Here is a 16,864-nt window from a genome sequence, read left to right on the forward strand (position 1 = left end):
ATTGGTTATTTTAAAAAGTGCGTTTATTATTCTTTGCCTTTTAAATTCATAAACCTGCGGGTAAAAATTCTCTTGAATTTTATTTATTTTTTATTACCCGTTTAATATATTGTTGAAATAATGTGTAATCGATTGCACAAAAAAATGTGCTAACTATCGTTCCAGTTGATTCGTAGCATTGAGTTAATGTTTGGTTATTTAGATAATACTGATTGCCTTATTGTAATTCCTTTCTTTTCAACAATATGTTGTTTTCTTTTTGTCGACTCTCTTGCATACAAGATGGGTTCCAGCACAATTTTTTGCTTTGGAGAAATCCCTGTCTCCTTTTCTTTTAACGCGATTATTTCCATCAGTAACTTCAGCGCTTCATTACCCATCTGCACCGTTTGCTGATCTACTGAAGACAAAGACGGCGTTATATGCTCCCCAAAACTTTCATTAGCAAAACCAATTACACCAAAATCATCCGGAATATTGACTCTTCTTTCTTTCAACCCTTTAATAATCCCCAGCGCTGTATAATCTTCAACAGCAAAAACAGCATCCGGAATTATAGGTCTGCTAAAAAAAAAATCAACCGCAGCTTTCCCTGATTCTATTGATATATCTCCCTGGTAAATTAATTCAGGTACCACTTTCAACTTATGTTTTTGTAAAGCGTCTTCATACCCTCTTAACCTTTCCCGGAAACTTTTAATATGCTGCGGACCTAAAACGTGCGCTATTCTATGATACCCTTTTTCAATAAGATGTTCTGTAGCTAAAAAAGCCCCCTTGTAATCATCAATCGTTACCGAAGGCACATTCAATGCATCATTGGTACGGTCAAATAGTACCAATGGAATATGTCTTTTTTGTAAATCCTGGTAATGACTGAAATCGACTGTTTCTTTTGCCACCGACGCCAGTATGCCATCTACCCTTGCACTTAAGAAGGTTTCTATTGCCTTTTTTTCCAGTGACGTAGTTTCCTCTGTTTGATATAAAAGGATACTATAGCCATTGCTGCTGGCCATCAGTTCTATACCATGCACCACTGATCCAAAGAAATTCATTTGTGCACTTGGAATAATAACGCCTATAGTATGGGATTTTCCTGAACGAAGAGAGGATGCGATCTTATTTCGCTGGTATTTTAATTCTGTTGCTTTTTCCTTAACAAGCAGCTTGGTTGCTTCACTTATACGGGGATGATCGTTCAATGCCCTGGAAACCGTTCCAGACGTGAGTTTCAGCTCCCGCGCAATATCGTGTATGGTAATTTTTTGTGACAATTAGTGCAATCGTGTGCACAATATAGAAATTTCTTTTGCAATCTGCCTAATTTTTTTGTAACTTTTTTTTAACAATTGTCAAAAAGACTAAAAAAAACGACCAAACGACAATAGCCACAATTTCTGCCTGTAGTACTACAGGTCAAACTTTCGGGTGCGGCTTTTTAGAAAGCTGATTATTTCAGTGCTGGTTTGCTCCTCGCCCAGCTGAACATAATTGGCAGCGAGGGTCTTATAGTTTTTAGTCATCAGCAAAAACCAGATTTGAAAATAATCCAGTTTCTTAAATACAACCGCCTTATTTAAAGAATAAGTGCTGATGTTTTCTTTGAAGTTCGCAGGCATCTCTGTCCAGTGCATATAAGGCTTTAAATGGTGGCCAATATGGTAGCCATCATTAAAACATTTTTTATTGTAGATGGTATTGATGCAGGTAATACTGTTACCGTAAATACTCTCCGGCCTGTCGGCATCAATAAATGCATGCTGCGCCCAGTTGCCGGCCATCATTGCAAAGCGTATAAAAACCAGGGGCAAAATAAAAACCGTAAGTGTCGCTTTAAAATTTACAAAACACAATCCAATAGCCATCAGCGTAAAAAAAGTTTCCCCCATCATGATGCGGAAAGCATATTTATTTCTCGATTTATTTTTAAAATAGAGTATCAGGTTAAGTACACCCGTAAAATAAAACGAACCCAGGTAAATTATAAAAGCCCTGATGCTGTCCCGGCGAAACTTCATGGTACTACTCAAATCTTCGGGCTCATTGTTTTCAGGATGGTGCATGGTTACATGGTGATGAAAATAAGTTTCGGGTGTTTGTCCAAAAAAAATACCCAGCACCCAGGGCACATACCTGTTGAAAACGCCGTACTTCTTTTTAAATAATTTACGGTGACAAACATTGTGCAGCATCAATACATAAGGCCCCAGAAAAACGATGAGCAAAACAAGCAGGTAGCCCACATACCAGGCCCAGTAAAGATCTGGTAAGATAAACAACAGCACTGCTGCGGGAATAATGATAAATGTAATTTTCAGTGACAGGTAAATGAAAGCCATATCTCGTTTGTCATTGATCAAAGGAAGAAATAACTGATCAATTAAATTGACTTTTTTCTTCTGCAGCCCGATCGGATCGGTAAGAATAAGTTCCATAGCAATATTTTTTCGACGGTGATAATTTTTGTAAGCGAGCTTTGGTGGAGTAACGGCATAGTATTGCTCATGAAAAAATTATCTTTTTGCAGACAAAGTATTAACGAGAATGGTTTAAAGGTAGGCTTTATAATTCTTTTATCGCTATACGAAGTGAATTATAAAAAATTTGGTGTGTTAAAATGTGATGCAAGTTTTGTGAAATAAAAATGCACGACCTCATTGGCAAGGATGTAAGGAGGTTATAAACTACAATTATAAATATTTATAGTAAGGGGCAAATTATCCAACCAGGTAAGCCAAACCATCGTTGACTGGTTCGCATAAATCGACCACCTTTTTCTGCCTGCAAAGATTTTCAAACAGGTCTCTCACTTCTTTATAATCATTGTGAATGGGGCATGGATGTGTAGAGGAGCACTTGCTTAAACCCAGGCCACATTGCTTAAAAACATCTTTGCCATCAATAGCCTCGATGATGTTAATGATGGGTTGTTTTAGTTGTTTGGCTGTAATGTAAAAGCCTCCGGTAGGGCCTTTGGCGCTAAGAATCACTTCTTCTTTTACAAGCGTTTGCAGCATTTTGCCAACAGTATGTTCGCTGCCATCAATGAAGACGGCAATTTCTTTAATGCCAATTTTTTCACCTGCTTCAAATTTTGAAGCAAGATATATAACAGCTTTAATCGCGGTTTTACAGGTAAGACTCAGCATAGTTATTGATTTAAAAAAAGTTGTCCATCGGCAGAGATACGTTCATGGCTCCAGGGCGGATTAAAAGTTACCTCCAGGTGTACGTCCATATCCGTGAAAGTTTTTTGCAATGCCCGTTTTACCGCTTCGCTTAATGCTGCTGCCATGGGACAAAATTGCGTGGTCAGCGTCATTGTACAAAAAATTTTTGCCTGCTCTTCATCAAAATCAACCTGGTAGATCAGGCCAAGGTCTACCACATTTAAACCTATTTCAGGATCCTCCACATTTTGCAACACTGCCAATGCGATGGTACATTTAACATTGTTATTGGTAATTACATTCATTGCGGTAAGCTTTTATGAAACAACAATTTTATTACGTTCCAGCTATACAGCAAGGCTGCAGCTAATAAAAACAAAGTGGCAGTTTGTAACAGTAAATTATTGGCAGATAAAACACCCGGGATAAATAATATAAATCCAACCAGGTAAACAAAAGCCATCGCCCTGAAAACACCGCCGTTAAAGAGTTCCTTCGGATTGGGCATTTTACCTGTACCGGCATTCTTATTGTACACTTTGTTCCATATAATAAAGGGCAAAGTTTTAAAAGTCATTCCTAAAATGATGGCGGTAATCCATCCGAAAAAAATGATAAAACCATACGCCATCACAACAGGTATATCAACCGAACCCGCCATCAGCCGTGCAATAAAGACCAACAAAAATATCAATGGTAAAAAAATCAGCAGTACAGAAAGCAAAGAAATTTTCACTTGTTCATCTACCTTCTTGCGAATGCGCTGCTGAAAACATTTGTAGCAATAACAGGCAAACAACGCAATTCCGGTAAATACAGCACTCACGGGCAAAAGGTACAACGCCGTTTCATGACTATAAAGAAACAAAAGCACAAAAGCAACCAGGCCTCCGTTGATACAACAATAGATAAGCCATAGCAATTTTGTATTGGTGTATTTAGATAATAAAAACATCGGCACCATCCTGGAACCAACACCTACAATCAGTAAAAGGAACCAGCCCACGATGCCCATGTGCGCATGCAGTGGCAGGTAATGTAATGAATCGACCGGCAAAATAGATAGGGTGAAATTATAAATCAGTAAAAGGCCCACAATGGTTGTAAGCAATAGCCAGAGCGTAGCGGTAAAAACAAAAAATGCATGTACATTTTCATTTTTGCTTTTGGTCATACTAACCCCTATATTAATAAGATAACAAAGTATGGCCGCACTGATTAAAATGCCACCGCATCTTGCAGGCCAGCCAAGGTTAAATACATAAAATCCATACACTAATAAAGGAATGCCAATTGCGGCCAGCACAAAAGAAGCGTAGCCTAATTTATTACTGTACAGGCTGGTTTCAATCAACACAGGTATCAATTGGTGACTTGCGCCAAGAATGATCATAGTCCCCCAGCCCAGTGCCATTGCATGAGTAATGGCGAGTACATGTGGATGAAAATAATGCCGGGTAAAAGCATTGGTAGATAATAGCAACAATATAGTTGCCATCAGGAAAGACAGAGCTGCATATAGATAAAAAGGCAGCACCAGCTTGTGATCCGTGGTCTTTGCAAAATCAGCTGTATGGTTTATTGCAGGCATCTCAGGATTTATAAATTAGCAACTCTACGCCAGCCTCTGTCGTTTCATTGATCAGGTATTCAAAATTCCGTTCGGTAAGCTCGGGTAACAAAAATACCGGGATACGCTTGTGGTATACAAATAACACTTCGTCTGCAGCCAGCGTTTGTAAAGCTTCCATTATGGTGATCATAGGTAAGGGCATTTCGAGCTGCCGTACATCAACATACTTTCTTCTGTCACCAAATTTTTGCAGCGTTTCCTTCCAGCTTTTTGATGAAGCAACTTCAGCGGGTAAATCACTTTGTTCAGAAGCAGTAGCTTTATAAAAATAAGTTTCCACCAGTTGTTGATGGATCACGTCAGCATATACTTCGAATCCCTTTTTCTCCAGTAACTGAATCAGCGGAACCGGTTCAAAAGTATTGACGATCTTTAACACCTGCCTCGGCTTTAATGATTTTACTTTTTGTGTGATGTTATTCAACGGGTCTTCGCCTTTGGCAATTACCGGCCTTACATCCAGGGTAACCAGCTGATCTTTTTTAAGCGACAATAAAAAGCCGGGCCACTGCTTTTTAACAATGGCAGCCGGCAATTCATTGGTGTCTGTTTCAAAGCCAAGCGGTTTCAATGCATTAAAAAATGTTTCTACCGTACATCCACCAACTTTAGAGGCCATTGCTATACTTGTTCTGCCTGCCATAATCTTTCGCAATAAAGGATTGCGGAGTTTTTCAAATGCAGTGCTGATACCAACAATAGCTTCCAGCGCACCTGGCTGGTGTTTGATAATTGTACCTATTTTAGTATTGACATTGATGATCACTTCTAATAATTTTTATGAACGCTGACAGGTAATAATTGTATTAAGCCTGCAATTGTTTTTCCATGGCCAGCACTTTGGGAAACAGGATATTATTTTCCAGGTGAATATGCAGGTGCAGGTCTTCTTCAAACTCATCCAGCAAACGGTACAGCAAACTATAGCTGGCACAGGCATCTTCAGGCAAGGTGTAGTTTTTTGTAAGTTCCCTGATCTCTTCCAGGTTTTTGCCCACTTCTTCGTGCTCCATTTCCATCATATTGATTGGATTTTGCACTGTTCCAAAATGTGCAGCATGCAATGGCTCGGTATTTTTACCTGCTTTCGTAATTTCTTTGATGTAAGGAAACAACACTTTTTCTTCTTTTGCAAGATGTGAAGTAAGCTCTGTGTTGATGGCTTCCACCAGTTCATAAATTCTTGCCAGTTCAGGATGATGGCTACCGTGCACCTTCAATACTTTATGTGCGTAGCTCCTTAAATCGGGCAGACTTTTGATAACATAACTATGATGTGTGTTCACAATATAATCTGCTAAAAAATCAAGCGGCCAGTCAGTGTATGGAATGGGTCTTGATGACGGCAGCTGATCAGCCTGTTGCAATTCCTGCTCTATTTTAGTAACGTCCAAACCTTTTTCAGCACAAGCCTGCTTCACCGTTTTTTTACCACCGCAGCAAAAATCAAGACCATATTTTTTAAATATCTGCGCCTTGCGAAAATCAGCTGCAGCAAGGGCTCCCAGGGTTTCTTCACCTTCGGTACTGATGCGTTTGGTAATTTTTACCTTCCATGATTCGGGTCCCTGTTCCACGTATTCCCAAACAAAAATATTACCTCTTTCGCCCAGCAACTGGTAGTACAAAGGTTTCGGGTCATGGTCATTGTGAATGGTCAGGCTCTCCCCTTCTGTCAGTTCATCAAAACGTAAAAAGATAGTAGGGTGTTTCTGACGGGGTTCCAGTAAGGTTACGTTCAGGATATTGTCTGTGAGTGTTTGCATAAAATGTTGTTTTTAATTTTTTACTCCACAAAGATAGGAGTTTATTTTTAATAAAAGTATTTAAATACTTTTATTATTTTAAATTCCTTTTTTCGAAAGCAGTTTGTTACAAAATACTTCCGCTGCAATGGTCTTTTAAAAAAACAAGTATCTTTCCTCTTAGAACCGTAGGTCGGATTTTTATTACTCATTTAAATAACGCTTCTTACAAACTATGCTTAAGCAAATTGTTTTATTGTCACTTAGTGCAGGCATGCTGTTTACAGTTCATGCGCAATCAGCCCTAAAAATTATTACGGCTAAACAGGTAAAGAAAATTGAAAAGGTACTGTCAGCCGATGACATGCAGGGCCGTCGAACTTTTACCCCCGGTATTGATAAAGCTTCTGCTTTTATAGAAACACAATTTAGAAAGGCGGGTTTGCAGACTTTTAACGGTTCAGCCAACTACCGACAGGAATTTAGCATGACGCAGGCTGAAACCCAAAACAGCAAAATTGTGATTGATGGAAAAGCAATTCCAGACTCACTAACGGCAATTTTTTCTTACCAGCCTTCAGTTAGTCTTACAGAGAAAAGTGATGTGGAAATAGTGAAAATAAATGCCGGCGATAAATTCGGACCCAAATTTTATGAGTATTATCAAAGCAAAAAGAATTTACTGGTACTGGTTGATAGCAGCTTTAGCAACCGTTTAAAGAACATACAGCATATTGATAAAATTACCTCTTCTCCTGGCAGCAATACAGTTGTTTTTGTTTTTGGAACTAAAGAGGCTGCTGCATTTTCGGTTGAATGTACCAATACTATTTCTAAGAAAAGTTTGAATAACGTAGTAGGCGTTTTGCCAGGCAAAAGCAAGCCGGATGAGTATGTTGTTTTCTCTGGTCATTATGATCACCTGGGTGTTGGTTCACCTGCAGAAGGTGCACCGCATGGTGAGAAGGACTCTATTTATAACGGCGCCAATGATGATGCTGCCGGTACCACCGCAGTGATTATGCTGGCCAGATACTTTGCAAAACTGAACAACAACGAACGCACGCTGGTATTCACGACTTTTGTGGCGGAAGAATTGGGCGGCTTTGGTTCGCAATATTTTTCCAAACAATTGGCTCCTGAAAAAGTGATGGCGATGTTTAATATTGAAATGATTGGCACCGAGTCCAAATGGGGGACTAAATCCGCCTACATCACCGGTTTTGAAAAGTCAAACATGGGTAAAATTCTGCAGGAAAACCTGAAAGGCAGTTCCTTTAATTTTTATCCTGACCCCTATCCCGAGCAACAATTATTTTACCGGTCAGACAATGCAACCCTTGCCAGGCTGGGTGTTCCGGCGCATACTATCTCAACGTCAAAAATGGATGACGAAAAAAATTACCACACAGCATCTGATGAAATCGGTACGCTGGATATGAAGAACATGGCTGAAATTATAAAAGCCATTGCGCTGAGTTCTGCGACCATTATAAGCGGAAAAGATACGCCATCAAGGGTTGATGCAACACAATTAAAATAGTTGCGGCGCAACATTTATAGGAACGCTGATGACGCGGAAGGCACTGATTTGAAACGGATTTCATCCTGCGGATGGATGGAACGCAGATGACGCGGAAAGCACAGATTAAAAACGGATTTTTTCTTGCGGATGAATGGAACACGGATGACACGGAGTTGAACGGATAATGGCGGATTGTATTTTGCCAAACTGGTTAGTATATTAAAACAGAAAAATCCGTTTTTAGTCAGCCAAAATCAGTGTCATCCGCGTTCCTATCCTGCTAAATAAACAATTATTATGCTGTACAAACGCATGCCTATTGAGAAGGAATCTCCGGAGGAGATCGGTTATGGTAATATCCACTATAACCTTTCAGAAAGCTCAGTTACTGATCTTACAATCGGAGAATTAAATCTTTCAATTAATGACCTTACACTGGAGTACACTGGTCATCGGGGTAAACCGGCTCTTAGGGAATTGATTGTGCAGGACTTTATCAATCTTGATAAAGAAAATGTATTACTCACGAACGGAGCTGCTGGAGCTTTATTTATTATCAACAGTTCCCTGCTTACTGCGGATGATCATTTAATTGTTGTGCGGCCTAACTACGCTACCAATATTGAAGTACCCTCAACCATTGGCTGCAGCATCTCTTTTATTGACCTGCATTTTGAAACCGAATGGAAATTGGATGTCGCTGAAATTGAAGCAGCCATTCAGCCAAGCACAAAGCTGATCAGCATTACAACGCCGCACAATCCTACAGGTATGCTGATGAGCGAAGCTTCCATAGACGAAATTATTCTTATTGCCGAACGGCACAATATTCATTTGCTGGTAGACGAAACCTACCGGGATGCCTGTTTTAAAACGCCTTACCCGCTTGCTGCTACAAAAAGTAACAAGGTCATTACGGTATCTTCTTTATCAAAAGCATTTGGACTACCTGGGTTGCGCATCGGCTGGCTGATTACGCTGGATGAAGTGATGATGGAACGCTTTCTTGCTGCCAAAGAAATGATCTACATCAGCAACTCTGTTTTGGATGAAGAGGTAGCATACCAGTTTTACCTTCAGAAAGAAATATTTGCAACTAATATTAATAAAAAGTGCCTGCAGAATTTCGAACTCCTTAAAGAATGGCTTCAAAAGGAAACCCGCATGGAATGTATTTTACCGGAAGGTGGCGTGGTTTGTTTTGCACGCTTTAAAAAGGAACTGCAAATTGATACCAACCGGTTTTATGATATCCTCATGGCCACTTACCACACAATGGTTGGGCCGGGCCATTGGTTCGGCATGCCCGATACCTACATGCGTATTGGCTTTGGCTGGACAACTGATCTTATTCTGCAACAGGGCCTGCAAAATATCAGTGCCGCTATTGATGCAAGTCTGCTATAACTAAATCGTGTTTTTTTCCATCTCAACGTATCACTTCAGTTCAATGAATTCAAAAATTAACCAAATGGTTAATTTTTTTGTGTTGTAATAATTGATCGCTTACCTTTACATCCAGTTTAACCAAATGGTTAAATTCCTGACATGAAGCAAAAAGACAACAAGACAGAAGAAGCCATTTTGCAGGTAGCCCGAAAAGCCTTTATCCAAAAGGGTCTTACAGGGGCACGCATGCAGGATATTGCTGATGGAGCAGGTATCAATAAAGCGCTGGTACATTACTATTTTGAATCAAAAGAAAAATTATTCGCACTGATTTTTCAGCAGGAGTTCAGGAAATTCTTTTCCAACCTGGCGGCTGTTTTGTCTGCCGATATTTGCCTGTTTGACAAAATACAGGAAATTGTAGCGCTGGATATCGAGCGCATCAGCCAGTTTCCTGACATGCCCCTGTTTGTGTTAAACGAGATAAGCCGTAACCCTACTATGATGGTAAAACAGTTTAAACAGCTGCAGGCAAAAAACGTTCTAGCTGGCTTTCAGCAGCAAATTGATGCTGAGGTAAAAAAGGGAATTATCCGGAAGATAAGCGCCCAACAATTACTGATCAATATCCAGTCGCTGAGCATCTTTCCCTTTGTAGCCAAACCTATGATCAGGAAAGTAATGCAGATGACGGAAAAACAATACCAGGAAATGATACAGGCACGAAAGAAAGAAGTAGCGCAGTTTATCATCAACGCCATCAAAGCATGATATAATAATGAATACCATGATTAAAGCGATCAGATATGCATAAAAACAAAAAATTTATACCTCAACAAATACTGCTGCTGATTACCTTCCTTTCAGCTAATCAATTACTGCGTGCTCAGCATTTGAATGAGGTTACAATAGAACAGTGTTATAATCTGGCAGCTGCCAACTCGCCGCTATACCAGCAGAAGGCATTAACGATTGCCGCAGGCAACAAAACAGAAAAAAATCTTAACCTGAAATGGCTACCCCAGTTGGATATCAATGCACAGGCTACCTATCAATCGGACGTTACGTCGTTACCTATCAAATTGCCCAACCTCACCATTGAATCGCTGGATAAAGATCAGTACAAGGGAACGCTTGACTTGGTGCAACCCGTGTACGATGGTGGACTGATTGCCGGGCAGAAAAAACTGCAACGCATCACAACTCAAACAGAAGCACAAAGAGTGGAAGTGGATTTATATCAACTGAAAACTACCATCAACAATTATTACTTTACTGCATTACTGATGGCGGAGAATATACAATTGATGAATGTTGCAGAGGATAATTTAAACAACAGTCTGAAGGTAGTAACAGCGCAGGTTACAAATGGTGTGGCCATTAAAAGCAACGCAGATGTATTAAGGGCTGAATTGCTGAAAACAGATCAGCAAAAAATAGAATTCGCATCGGCCAAAAAAGAGGTGGTTGAAATGCTGGCAATTATTACCGGCGCCGATTTGGATCAAAATACTGTACTTTCTAAACCTGTTACTTCCTACAAAAATGCAGACTCTATTGTTGCACGACCGGAATTGAAATTGTTTGACTTTCAGCAACAAAGTATCCAATTACAATCCAAATTGATCAATGCAAAAACGAACCCGAAGCTATCACTTTTTGCAGATGGCGGTTATGGCAAACCCGGATTAAATCAATTAAAAAATAGTTTTCAGTGGTTTTATATTTCGGGTGTACGGTTAAATATACCTATCATGAGCCGCATTACACAACAAAAAGATAAAGACGTTTTAAAGATACAGCAGCAGGTAGTGAGCAAACAAAGAGAAAATTTTTTAAAAAATAACCAGCAACTACTCGTGCGCCAAAAAGGCGAAATAGATAAATACAATCAGCTGGTGCAAAGTGATTCGGCCATTATAAACCTGCGGACTAGCATCAGGGAAAATGCAGCGCTTCAGCTAAGCAATGGTATCATCACCTCCAACGATTTTATCAGGGAACAGAATGCAGAAAGCCAGGCAATGCTGAACCAAAAATTACATGAAGTGTCGCTGCTGCAGGCGCAATACAATTATAAAATCATCACAGGTGAGTAAATTTAAGTTCAATAATTAATCAATCTGAAAATATGAAGTCTACTATTAAATTGCTTTTACTGAGTTGTATGATAAGTACAGTTTCCTGTAAAAATGGCAATGCAAAATATGATGCTACAGGAACTTTTGAAGCAGATGAAATTATTGTTTCAGCAGAAGCTACCGGTAAAATCATGAGGCTGAATGTTGAAGAAGGTGCTACACTGATAAAGGATTCGGTAGTCGGCAACATTGATCCTTCTGCTATTGAATTGCAGAAGGAACAAGCAGCTTCATCAGTAGATGCCATCACGCAAAAAACAAACGATGCGCTGCCACAGATCAATATTCTGCAAGCCCAGATGGTTGCCCAAACAAGACAAATCGCCGTGCAGGAAGAACAATTAAAAACACTGCAAAAAGAACAGGCACGTTTTACGAACCTCGTGAATGCTGGCGCTTCCCCTGTGAAACAACTGGATGATATCAACGGCCAGGTAAATGTGTTACAGCAACAAATATTGGCTTCCAAAAGTCAACTGGCTGTTTTGCAAAGCCAGGTAAAATCGCAGCGCCAGTCAGTGGCTATACAAAACCGCGGCATACTAAGTGAAAAAAATCCGATGGAGAAAAAAGTGGCGCAGATTCAGGATCAACTGAATAAAACCAATATTGTAAATCCTGTTACAGGCACAGTGCTTACTAAATATGCCGATGCAAATGAGTTTACCAACACCGGCAAAGCCATCTATAAAATTGCTGATCTCACTAACATGAAATTGCGTGCTTATATCACCGGCGACCAACTGGCACAGGTAAAATTAAACCAGCCAGTAAAAGTGTTGGTAGATGACGGAAAGGGAAAATACAAAGAGCTGCAAGGCATCATTACGTGGATATCTGACAAGGCAGAATTTACACCAAAAACAATACAGACAAAAGAAGAAAGAGCCAACCTGGTATATGCTGTAAAAATCAATGTGAAGAACGATGGGTATTTGAAGATTGGGATGTATGGGGAAGTTATTTTTTGATGTCTGATGGCTGATGGCTGATGTCTGATTTCTTTCGGGTTGTTAGTTAATGCTTTTGGCTGTTGGAGTGCTGAATGGTTATTTGAAGTTCAATGCTGGAAAGAACTTACTGCTTTTTTAACATTCTAAACATAAAAAATTTCACTCTACTCATCATCGTAGCAATCGTTGAGCAACCCATCCAATCAAAAAATGAAACAAGCAACATGTAACCATTAACAATAAAACAATTCAACAATCTAACAATCAACAATCCAACAATAAAACAATCCAACAATTCAACCATCCAACAATCTAAATGCAAGCAGTAACTGTTGAACATATTGTTAAAAAATACGGCTCAAAAAAAGAGACTGTGACTGCATTGGATGATGTTTCATTGGACGTTGCACAAGGTGAATTGTTTGGCGTTATTGGTCCGGATGGTGCTGGTAAAACTTCTTTGTTCAGAATCCTGACAACCCTGCTGTTGGCAGATGGCGGCCATGCAACCGTTGATGGTTTTGATGTGGTAAAACAATACAAGCAAATCCGCAACCGCATTGGCTACATGCCCGGCAAATTTTCTTTGTACCAGGATCTTTCGGTGGAGGAAAACCTGCGCTTTTTCGCCACCATTTTTAATACCAGTATTGAAGCAAATTATGACCTTATTAAAGATATTTATATTCAGCTGGAACCGTTTAAAACCCGCCGTGCAGGCAAGTTATCGGGTGGTATGAAACAGAAGCTGGCTTTGTGTTGTGCATTAATACACCGCCCCGTAGTATTGTTCCTGGATGAACCTACTACCGGTGTGGATGCGGTGTCAAGAAAAGAATTCTGGGAGATGCTAAAGAGCTTGAAAAAGCAAGGCATCAGCATTTTGGTGAGTACCCCCTATATGGACGAAGCTGAATTGTGCGACCGGGTGGCGCTGATTCAATCCGGCAAAATTATGAGCATTGATTCACCCCAGTCTATCATCAAAAAATTTACAAAAAAAATGTGGTCAGTACGTTCAGCAGAAATGTTCCGCTTGCTCAATGATCTGCAGCAATACAGCAACACGGAAAAATGTTACGCCTTTGGTGAATTTCATCACCTCGTATTAAAAAATGATGCAGAAGGAATGGACCCGGTGATGCATTATTTAGAGCATCTGTCCCATCTTGAAATTGAAATGCAGCTGGCCAAGCCCAATATTGAAGATTGCTTCATTGAGCTGATGAGCCAATAATATTTTACAGACATGAGAGAAGCCGTTATAACAGCCAATAAGCTCACCAAAAAGTTTGGCGATTTTATCGCCACCAATGAGGTATCGTTTGAGGTAGACAAGGGAGAAATTTTCGGATTTCTTGGCGCCAACGGTGCAGGCAAAACAACTGCCATGCGGATGCTGTGCGGACTCTCCATGCCTTCCAGCGGGTCAGCCACTGTAGCAGGTTTCGACGTGTACAAACAAACAGAAAAAATAAAGCAAAACATCGGCTATATGAGCCAGAAATTTTCTCTGTATGAAGATCTCACCGTATCCGAAAATATCCGCTTTTACGCCGGTATCTATGGTATGGCAAGACAAGCAATCAAAGAAAAAACGGCGCAGCTTTTAAATCAGCTAAACCTTACTCCCGAAGCCAACACATTGGTAAAAGCATTGCCGCTAGGGTGGAAACAAAAACTGGCATTTTCAGTGGCCATTTTTCATGAACCTAAAATTGTTTTTTTAGATGAACCAACCGGCGGCGTTGACCCTATAACGCGGCGTGAATTCTGGAACCTGATTTACCGGGCTGCAGAAAGAGGCATTACCATTTTTGTCACCACGCATTACATGGATGAAGCGGAATATTGTAACCGGGTATCCATCATGGTGGATGGAAAAATTGAAGCGCTGGATACACCCCGCAACCTGAAAAAGACATTCAACGCAACATCAATGGATGAAGTTTTTTTACAACTGGCAAGAGGTGCGAAGCGGAGCGACGACTAGCGCCCACTAACTCTCCAAGGGGAAAATAAAACGCAGTGCAAAAAAGATGAAAGGTATTTAGAGCAATCGAATAACATATAAAAAATACAATGAAGCAATTTCTAATTTTTGTTCAAAAAGAATTCTACCACATTTTTCGGGATAGAAAATCATTGCTCATTATTATCCTGATGCCGATTGTGCAAATCATTCTTTTTGGGTTTGCATTAACCAATGAAATAAAAGATTCTGACATTGCCGTGCTGGATGAATCCAAAGATGTTGCCACTGCAGAAATTATTCACCGGCTGGATGCCAGCCGCTATTTTAATGTTGCCCGCTACCTGCATTCACAAGTCGATATTGAAGCGGCCTTTAAAACCGGTAAAATAAGACTGGTGGTGATTTTCCAAAATAAATTCCGCGAAAACCTGCTGCATACCAATCATGCCCAGATACAATTATTGGCTGATGCAACGGATCCCAACACAGCCACAACCGTTACCAATTATGCCACCAGTATTATTCGCGACTATCAAAACGATCTCACCACAAATACTCCCCTGCCCTACCAGATTGAGCCGCAGGTAAGGATGTTGTACAACCCACAGTTAAAGGGCGCTTATACTTTTGTGCCCGGTGTAATGGCGATGATCCTGATTATTATTTCAGCCATGATGACTTCGGTTTCCATCGTACGGGAAAAAGAAATCAATACTATGGAAGTATTGCTGGTATCGCCTTTAAAGCCCTTGCTGTTTATTTTAAGCAAAGCCATTCCCTACATGTTTTTGTCACTTGTAAATGTATCAACCATATTGATCGTAAGCGTCACGTTGCTGGAAGTTCCCATCAACGGAAACCTGTTGTTATTGATGGGCGAAGCATTGCTGTTTATTACAACAGCAGTCTCATTGGGACTGATGATTTCAAACGTCACCAGTTCGCAACAAACCGCTCAAATGATTTCTTTGCTGGGTTTAATGTTGCCTACTTTATTGTTGGGTGGATTTATGTTTCCTATTGAAAGCATGCCAAAGCCACTGCAGGTTATGTCGAACATCGTACCATCCAAATGGTTTTTTATCATTGTAAAAGATGTCATGATCAAAGGCCTCGGCTTTAAAATGATCTGGAAAGAAACGCTGATACTTTTTGGAATGACCTTGTTTTTTCTTGCTATCAGTTTCTCAAAATTTAAAACCAGGCTTGCATGAAACAATTGTCTTTTTTACTGGAAAAAGAATTCAGGCAGGTGTTCCGCAATCCTGCTATCCTGCGGTCGGTACTTATCATGCCCATCATACAGTTGCTCATCTTTCCATTCGCCGCCAATTACGAAGTAAAGAATGTACTGCTTAGTATCGTTGATCATGATCATTCTTCCTACTCACAAAAATTTATTTCAAAAATTACGGCCTCCGGGTATTTCATTTTAACCGATTATTCGCCTTCATACAACAAGGCATTGGAAGCCATCGAATCAGATAAGGCTGACCTGGTAATTGAAATCCCCAAAAACTTTGAGAAAGATCTTGTGAAAGAAACCAAGAGCAGTATGCTGCTCGCTGTAAATGCTGTGAATGGCGCCAAAGCCAACCTGGGCGGCGCTTACGCGGCCAACATCATCCGGGATTTTAACCAGGAAATACGATTGGACTGGATGACTTTCCCGGCTTTCAACGCCATACCAACCATTGAAATCACTTCTTCCAACTGGTACAACCCCACCATGAATTATAAAGATTTTATGGTGCCCGGCATCCTCGTTACGTTGCTCACTATGATCGGCACCTTTCTTACGTCACTCAACATTGTGCAGGAAAAAGAAAGCGGCACCATCGAACAAATCAACGTAAGTCCCATCAGCAAAACAACCTTTATTTTAGGCAAGCTCATCCCTTTTTGGATCATGGGTTTAATCACGCTTACCATTGGTTTATTGATCGCCCGGTTATTTTATCAAATCGTTCCCGTAGGTAACATCGCCCTGATTTATCTATTCGCCATGGTTTTTCTGCTGGCCTTATTAGGCATCGGCTTATTAATTTCCACTTATGCTGAAACCCAAACCCAGGCCACTTTTGTAGGCTTTTTTGTGATGATGGTGTTTATGCTCCTCGGAGGTTTATACACGTCTATCGACAGCATGCCGGAGTGGGCCAAATGGATCACCAAAGTAAATCCCGTTGCGTATTTTATTGAAGTGATGCGCATGATCGTTTTAAAAGGAAGCGGCTTTGCAGACATCAAGTATCACCTGTTGGCCGTACTTGGCCTGGCGGTAGTTTTTAACACCTGGGCTATTCTAAATTATCATAAGCGGTCATAAT

At 40.3% G+C, this 16,864-nt stretch carries 16 protein-coding genes; 9 read left to right on the plus strand and 7 right to left on the minus strand.

Features of this window, described 5'->3' with window-relative positions:
- Window positions 1–194: 194 nt before the first annotated feature.
- The 7 genes from QWZ08_RS11870 to ric all read right to left on the minus strand — a co-directional run bounded on the left by QWZ08_RS11870 (window position 195) and on the right by ric (window position 6,572).
- Window positions 195–1,277: a LacI family DNA-binding transcriptional regulator gene (locus QWZ08_RS11870; RefSeq protein ID WP_290337631.1), complete on the minus strand. Its 1,083-nt coding sequence runs from the start codon at window positions 1,275–1,277 to the stop codon at window positions 195–197.
- A 135-nt stretch (window positions 1,278–1,412) separates the two neighbouring features.
- Complete coding sequence (locus tag QWZ08_RS11875) at window positions 1,413–2,438, minus strand: fatty acid desaturase family protein (RefSeq protein WP_290337632.1); 1,026 nt, start codon at window positions 2,436–2,438, stop codon at window positions 1,413–1,415.
- Window positions 2,439–2,720: 282 nt separating this feature from the next.
- Entirely contained in the window at window positions 2,721–3,152 is a 432-nt protein-coding gene (locus QWZ08_RS11880; RefSeq protein ID WP_290337633.1) for an RrF2 family transcriptional regulator, read from the minus strand.
- A gap of 2 nt (window positions 3,153–3,154) precedes the next feature.
- Window positions 3,155–3,478 carry a metal-sulfur cluster assembly factor gene (locus tag QWZ08_RS11885; RefSeq protein ID WP_290337634.1) on the minus strand — a complete coding sequence of 108 codons (324 nt, stop codon included), beginning with the start codon at window positions 3,476–3,478 and terminating at the stop codon, window positions 3,155–3,157.
- A complete protein-coding gene (locus tag QWZ08_RS11890) occupies window positions 3,475–4,764 on the minus strand; it encodes a cytochrome C oxidase subunit I (RefSeq protein WP_290337635.1) in 1,290 nt (429 codons plus the stop codon). Before QWZ08_RS11890 ends, QWZ08_RS11885 begins: the two co-directional genes overlap by 4 nt.
- A 1-nt stretch (window position 4,765) precedes the next feature.
- Entirely contained in the window at window positions 4,766–5,572 is an 807-nt protein-coding gene (locus QWZ08_RS11895) for a DUF2249 domain-containing protein (RefSeq protein WP_290337636.1), read from the minus strand.
- A gap of 40 nt (window positions 5,573–5,612) precedes the next feature.
- On the minus strand, window positions 5,613–6,572 hold the full coding sequence (ric, locus tag QWZ08_RS11900) for an iron-sulfur cluster repair di-iron protein (RefSeq protein WP_290337637.1): 960 nt from the start codon (window positions 6,570–6,572) through the stop codon (window positions 5,613–5,615).
- A 214-nt stretch (window positions 6,573–6,786) separates the two neighbouring features.
- On the opposite strand from ric, the gene QWZ08_RS11905 reads away from it, so the two are divergent.
- From QWZ08_RS11905 to QWZ08_RS11945, 9 genes are all read left to right on the plus strand, one after another.
- On the plus strand, window positions 6,787–8,094 hold the full coding sequence (locus QWZ08_RS11905; RefSeq protein ID WP_290337638.1) for a M28 family peptidase: 1,308 nt from the start codon (window positions 6,787–6,789) through the stop codon (window positions 8,092–8,094).
- 279 nt (window positions 8,095–8,373) lie between these two features.
- Window positions 8,374–9,483 carry an aminotransferase class I/II-fold pyridoxal phosphate-dependent enzyme gene (locus tag QWZ08_RS11910; protein WP_290337639.1) on the plus strand — a complete coding sequence of 370 codons (1,110 nt, stop codon included), beginning with the start codon at window positions 8,374–8,376 and terminating at the stop codon, window positions 9,481–9,483.
- A gap of 141 nt (window positions 9,484–9,624) precedes the next feature.
- On the plus strand, window positions 9,625–10,236 hold the full coding sequence (locus QWZ08_RS11915; protein ID WP_290337640.1) for a TetR/AcrR family transcriptional regulator: 612 nt from the start codon (window positions 9,625–9,627) through the stop codon (window positions 10,234–10,236).
- A gap of 35 nt (window positions 10,237–10,271) precedes the next feature.
- On the plus strand, window positions 10,272–11,564 hold the full coding sequence (locus tag QWZ08_RS11920; protein WP_290337641.1) for a TolC family protein: 1,293 nt from the start codon (window positions 10,272–10,274) through the stop codon (window positions 11,562–11,564).
- Window positions 11,565–11,632: 68 nt separating this feature from the next.
- Window positions 11,633–12,577 (plus strand): HlyD family secretion protein, encoded by a 945-nt coding sequence (locus QWZ08_RS11925; protein WP_290337642.1) that lies wholly within the window; start codon window positions 11,633–11,635, stop codon window positions 12,575–12,577.
- Window positions 12,578–12,875: 298 nt separating this feature from the next.
- The gene (locus QWZ08_RS11930; RefSeq protein ID WP_290337643.1) at window positions 12,876–13,796 is read left to right on the plus strand and encodes an ABC transporter ATP-binding protein; all 921 of its coding nucleotides are present in this window, start codon (window positions 12,876–12,878) and stop codon (window positions 13,794–13,796) included.
- Window positions 13,797–13,808: 12 nt separating this feature from the next.
- On the plus strand, window positions 13,809–14,552 hold the full coding sequence (locus QWZ08_RS11935; RefSeq protein WP_290337644.1) for an ABC transporter ATP-binding protein: 744 nt from the start codon (window positions 13,809–13,811) through the stop codon (window positions 14,550–14,552).
- An 89-nt stretch (window positions 14,553–14,641) separates the two neighbouring features.
- A complete protein-coding gene (locus tag QWZ08_RS11940) occupies window positions 14,642–15,748 on the plus strand; it encodes an ABC transporter permease (protein WP_290337645.1) in 1,107 nt (368 codons plus the stop codon).
- On the plus strand, window positions 15,745–16,863 hold the full coding sequence (locus QWZ08_RS11945; protein WP_290337646.1) for an ABC transporter permease: 1,119 nt from the start codon (window positions 15,745–15,747) through the stop codon (window positions 16,861–16,863). Before QWZ08_RS11940 ends, QWZ08_RS11945 begins: the two co-directional genes overlap by 4 nt.
- Window position 16,864: the final 1 nt, after the last annotated feature.

Source organism: Ferruginibacter paludis, from assembly GCF_030409685.1.
In the GTDB taxonomy this organism is placed as follows: Bacteria; Bacteroidota; Bacteroidia; order Chitinophagales; family Chitinophagaceae; genus Ferruginibacter; species Ferruginibacter paludis.

Coding starts and splice junctions, on each gene's coding strand:
- QWZ08_RS11875 (WP_290337632.1), bottom strand. CDS start 2,438: ATGGAACTTATTCTTACCGATCCGATCGGGCTGCAGAAGAAAAAAGTC.
- QWZ08_RS11880 (WP_290337633.1), bottom strand. CDS start 3,152: ATGCTGAGTCTTACCTGTAAAACCGCGATTAAAGCTGTTATATATCTT.
- QWZ08_RS11885 (WP_290337634.1), bottom strand. CDS start 3,478: ATGAATGTAATTACCAATAACAATGTTAAATGTACCATCGCATTGGCA.
- QWZ08_RS11890 (WP_290337635.1), bottom strand. CDS start 4,764: ATGCCTGCAATAAACCATACAGCTGATTTTGCAAAGACCACGGATCAC.
- ric (WP_290337637.1), bottom strand. CDS start 6,572: ATGCAAACACTCACAGACAATATCCTGAACGTAACCTTACTGGAACCC.
- QWZ08_RS11905 (WP_290337638.1), top strand. CDS start 6,787: ATGCTTAAGCAAATTGTTTTATTGTCACTTAGTGCAGGCATGCTGTTT.
- QWZ08_RS11910 (WP_290337639.1), top strand. CDS start 8,374: ATGCTGTACAAACGCATGCCTATTGAGAAGGAATCTCCGGAGGAGATC.
- QWZ08_RS11915 (WP_290337640.1), top strand. CDS start 9,625: ATGAAGCAAAAAGACAACAAGACAGAAGAAGCCATTTTGCAGGTAGCC.
- QWZ08_RS11920 (WP_290337641.1), top strand. CDS start 10,272: ATGCATAAAAACAAAAAATTTATACCTCAACAAATACTGCTGCTGATT.
- QWZ08_RS11925 (WP_290337642.1), top strand. CDS start 11,633: ATGATAAGTACAGTTTCCTGTAAAAATGGCAATGCAAAATATGATGCT.
- QWZ08_RS11930 (WP_290337643.1), top strand. CDS start 12,876: ATGCAAGCAGTAACTGTTGAACATATTGTTAAAAAATACGGCTCAAAA.
- QWZ08_RS11935 (WP_290337644.1), top strand. CDS start 13,809: ATGAGAGAAGCCGTTATAACAGCCAATAAGCTCACCAAAAAGTTTGGC.
- QWZ08_RS11940 (WP_290337645.1), top strand. CDS start 14,642: ATGAAGCAATTTCTAATTTTTGTTCAAAAAGAATTCTACCACATTTTT.
- QWZ08_RS11945 (WP_290337646.1), top strand. CDS start 15,745: ATGAAACAATTGTCTTTTTTACTGGAAAAAGAATTCAGGCAGGTGTTC.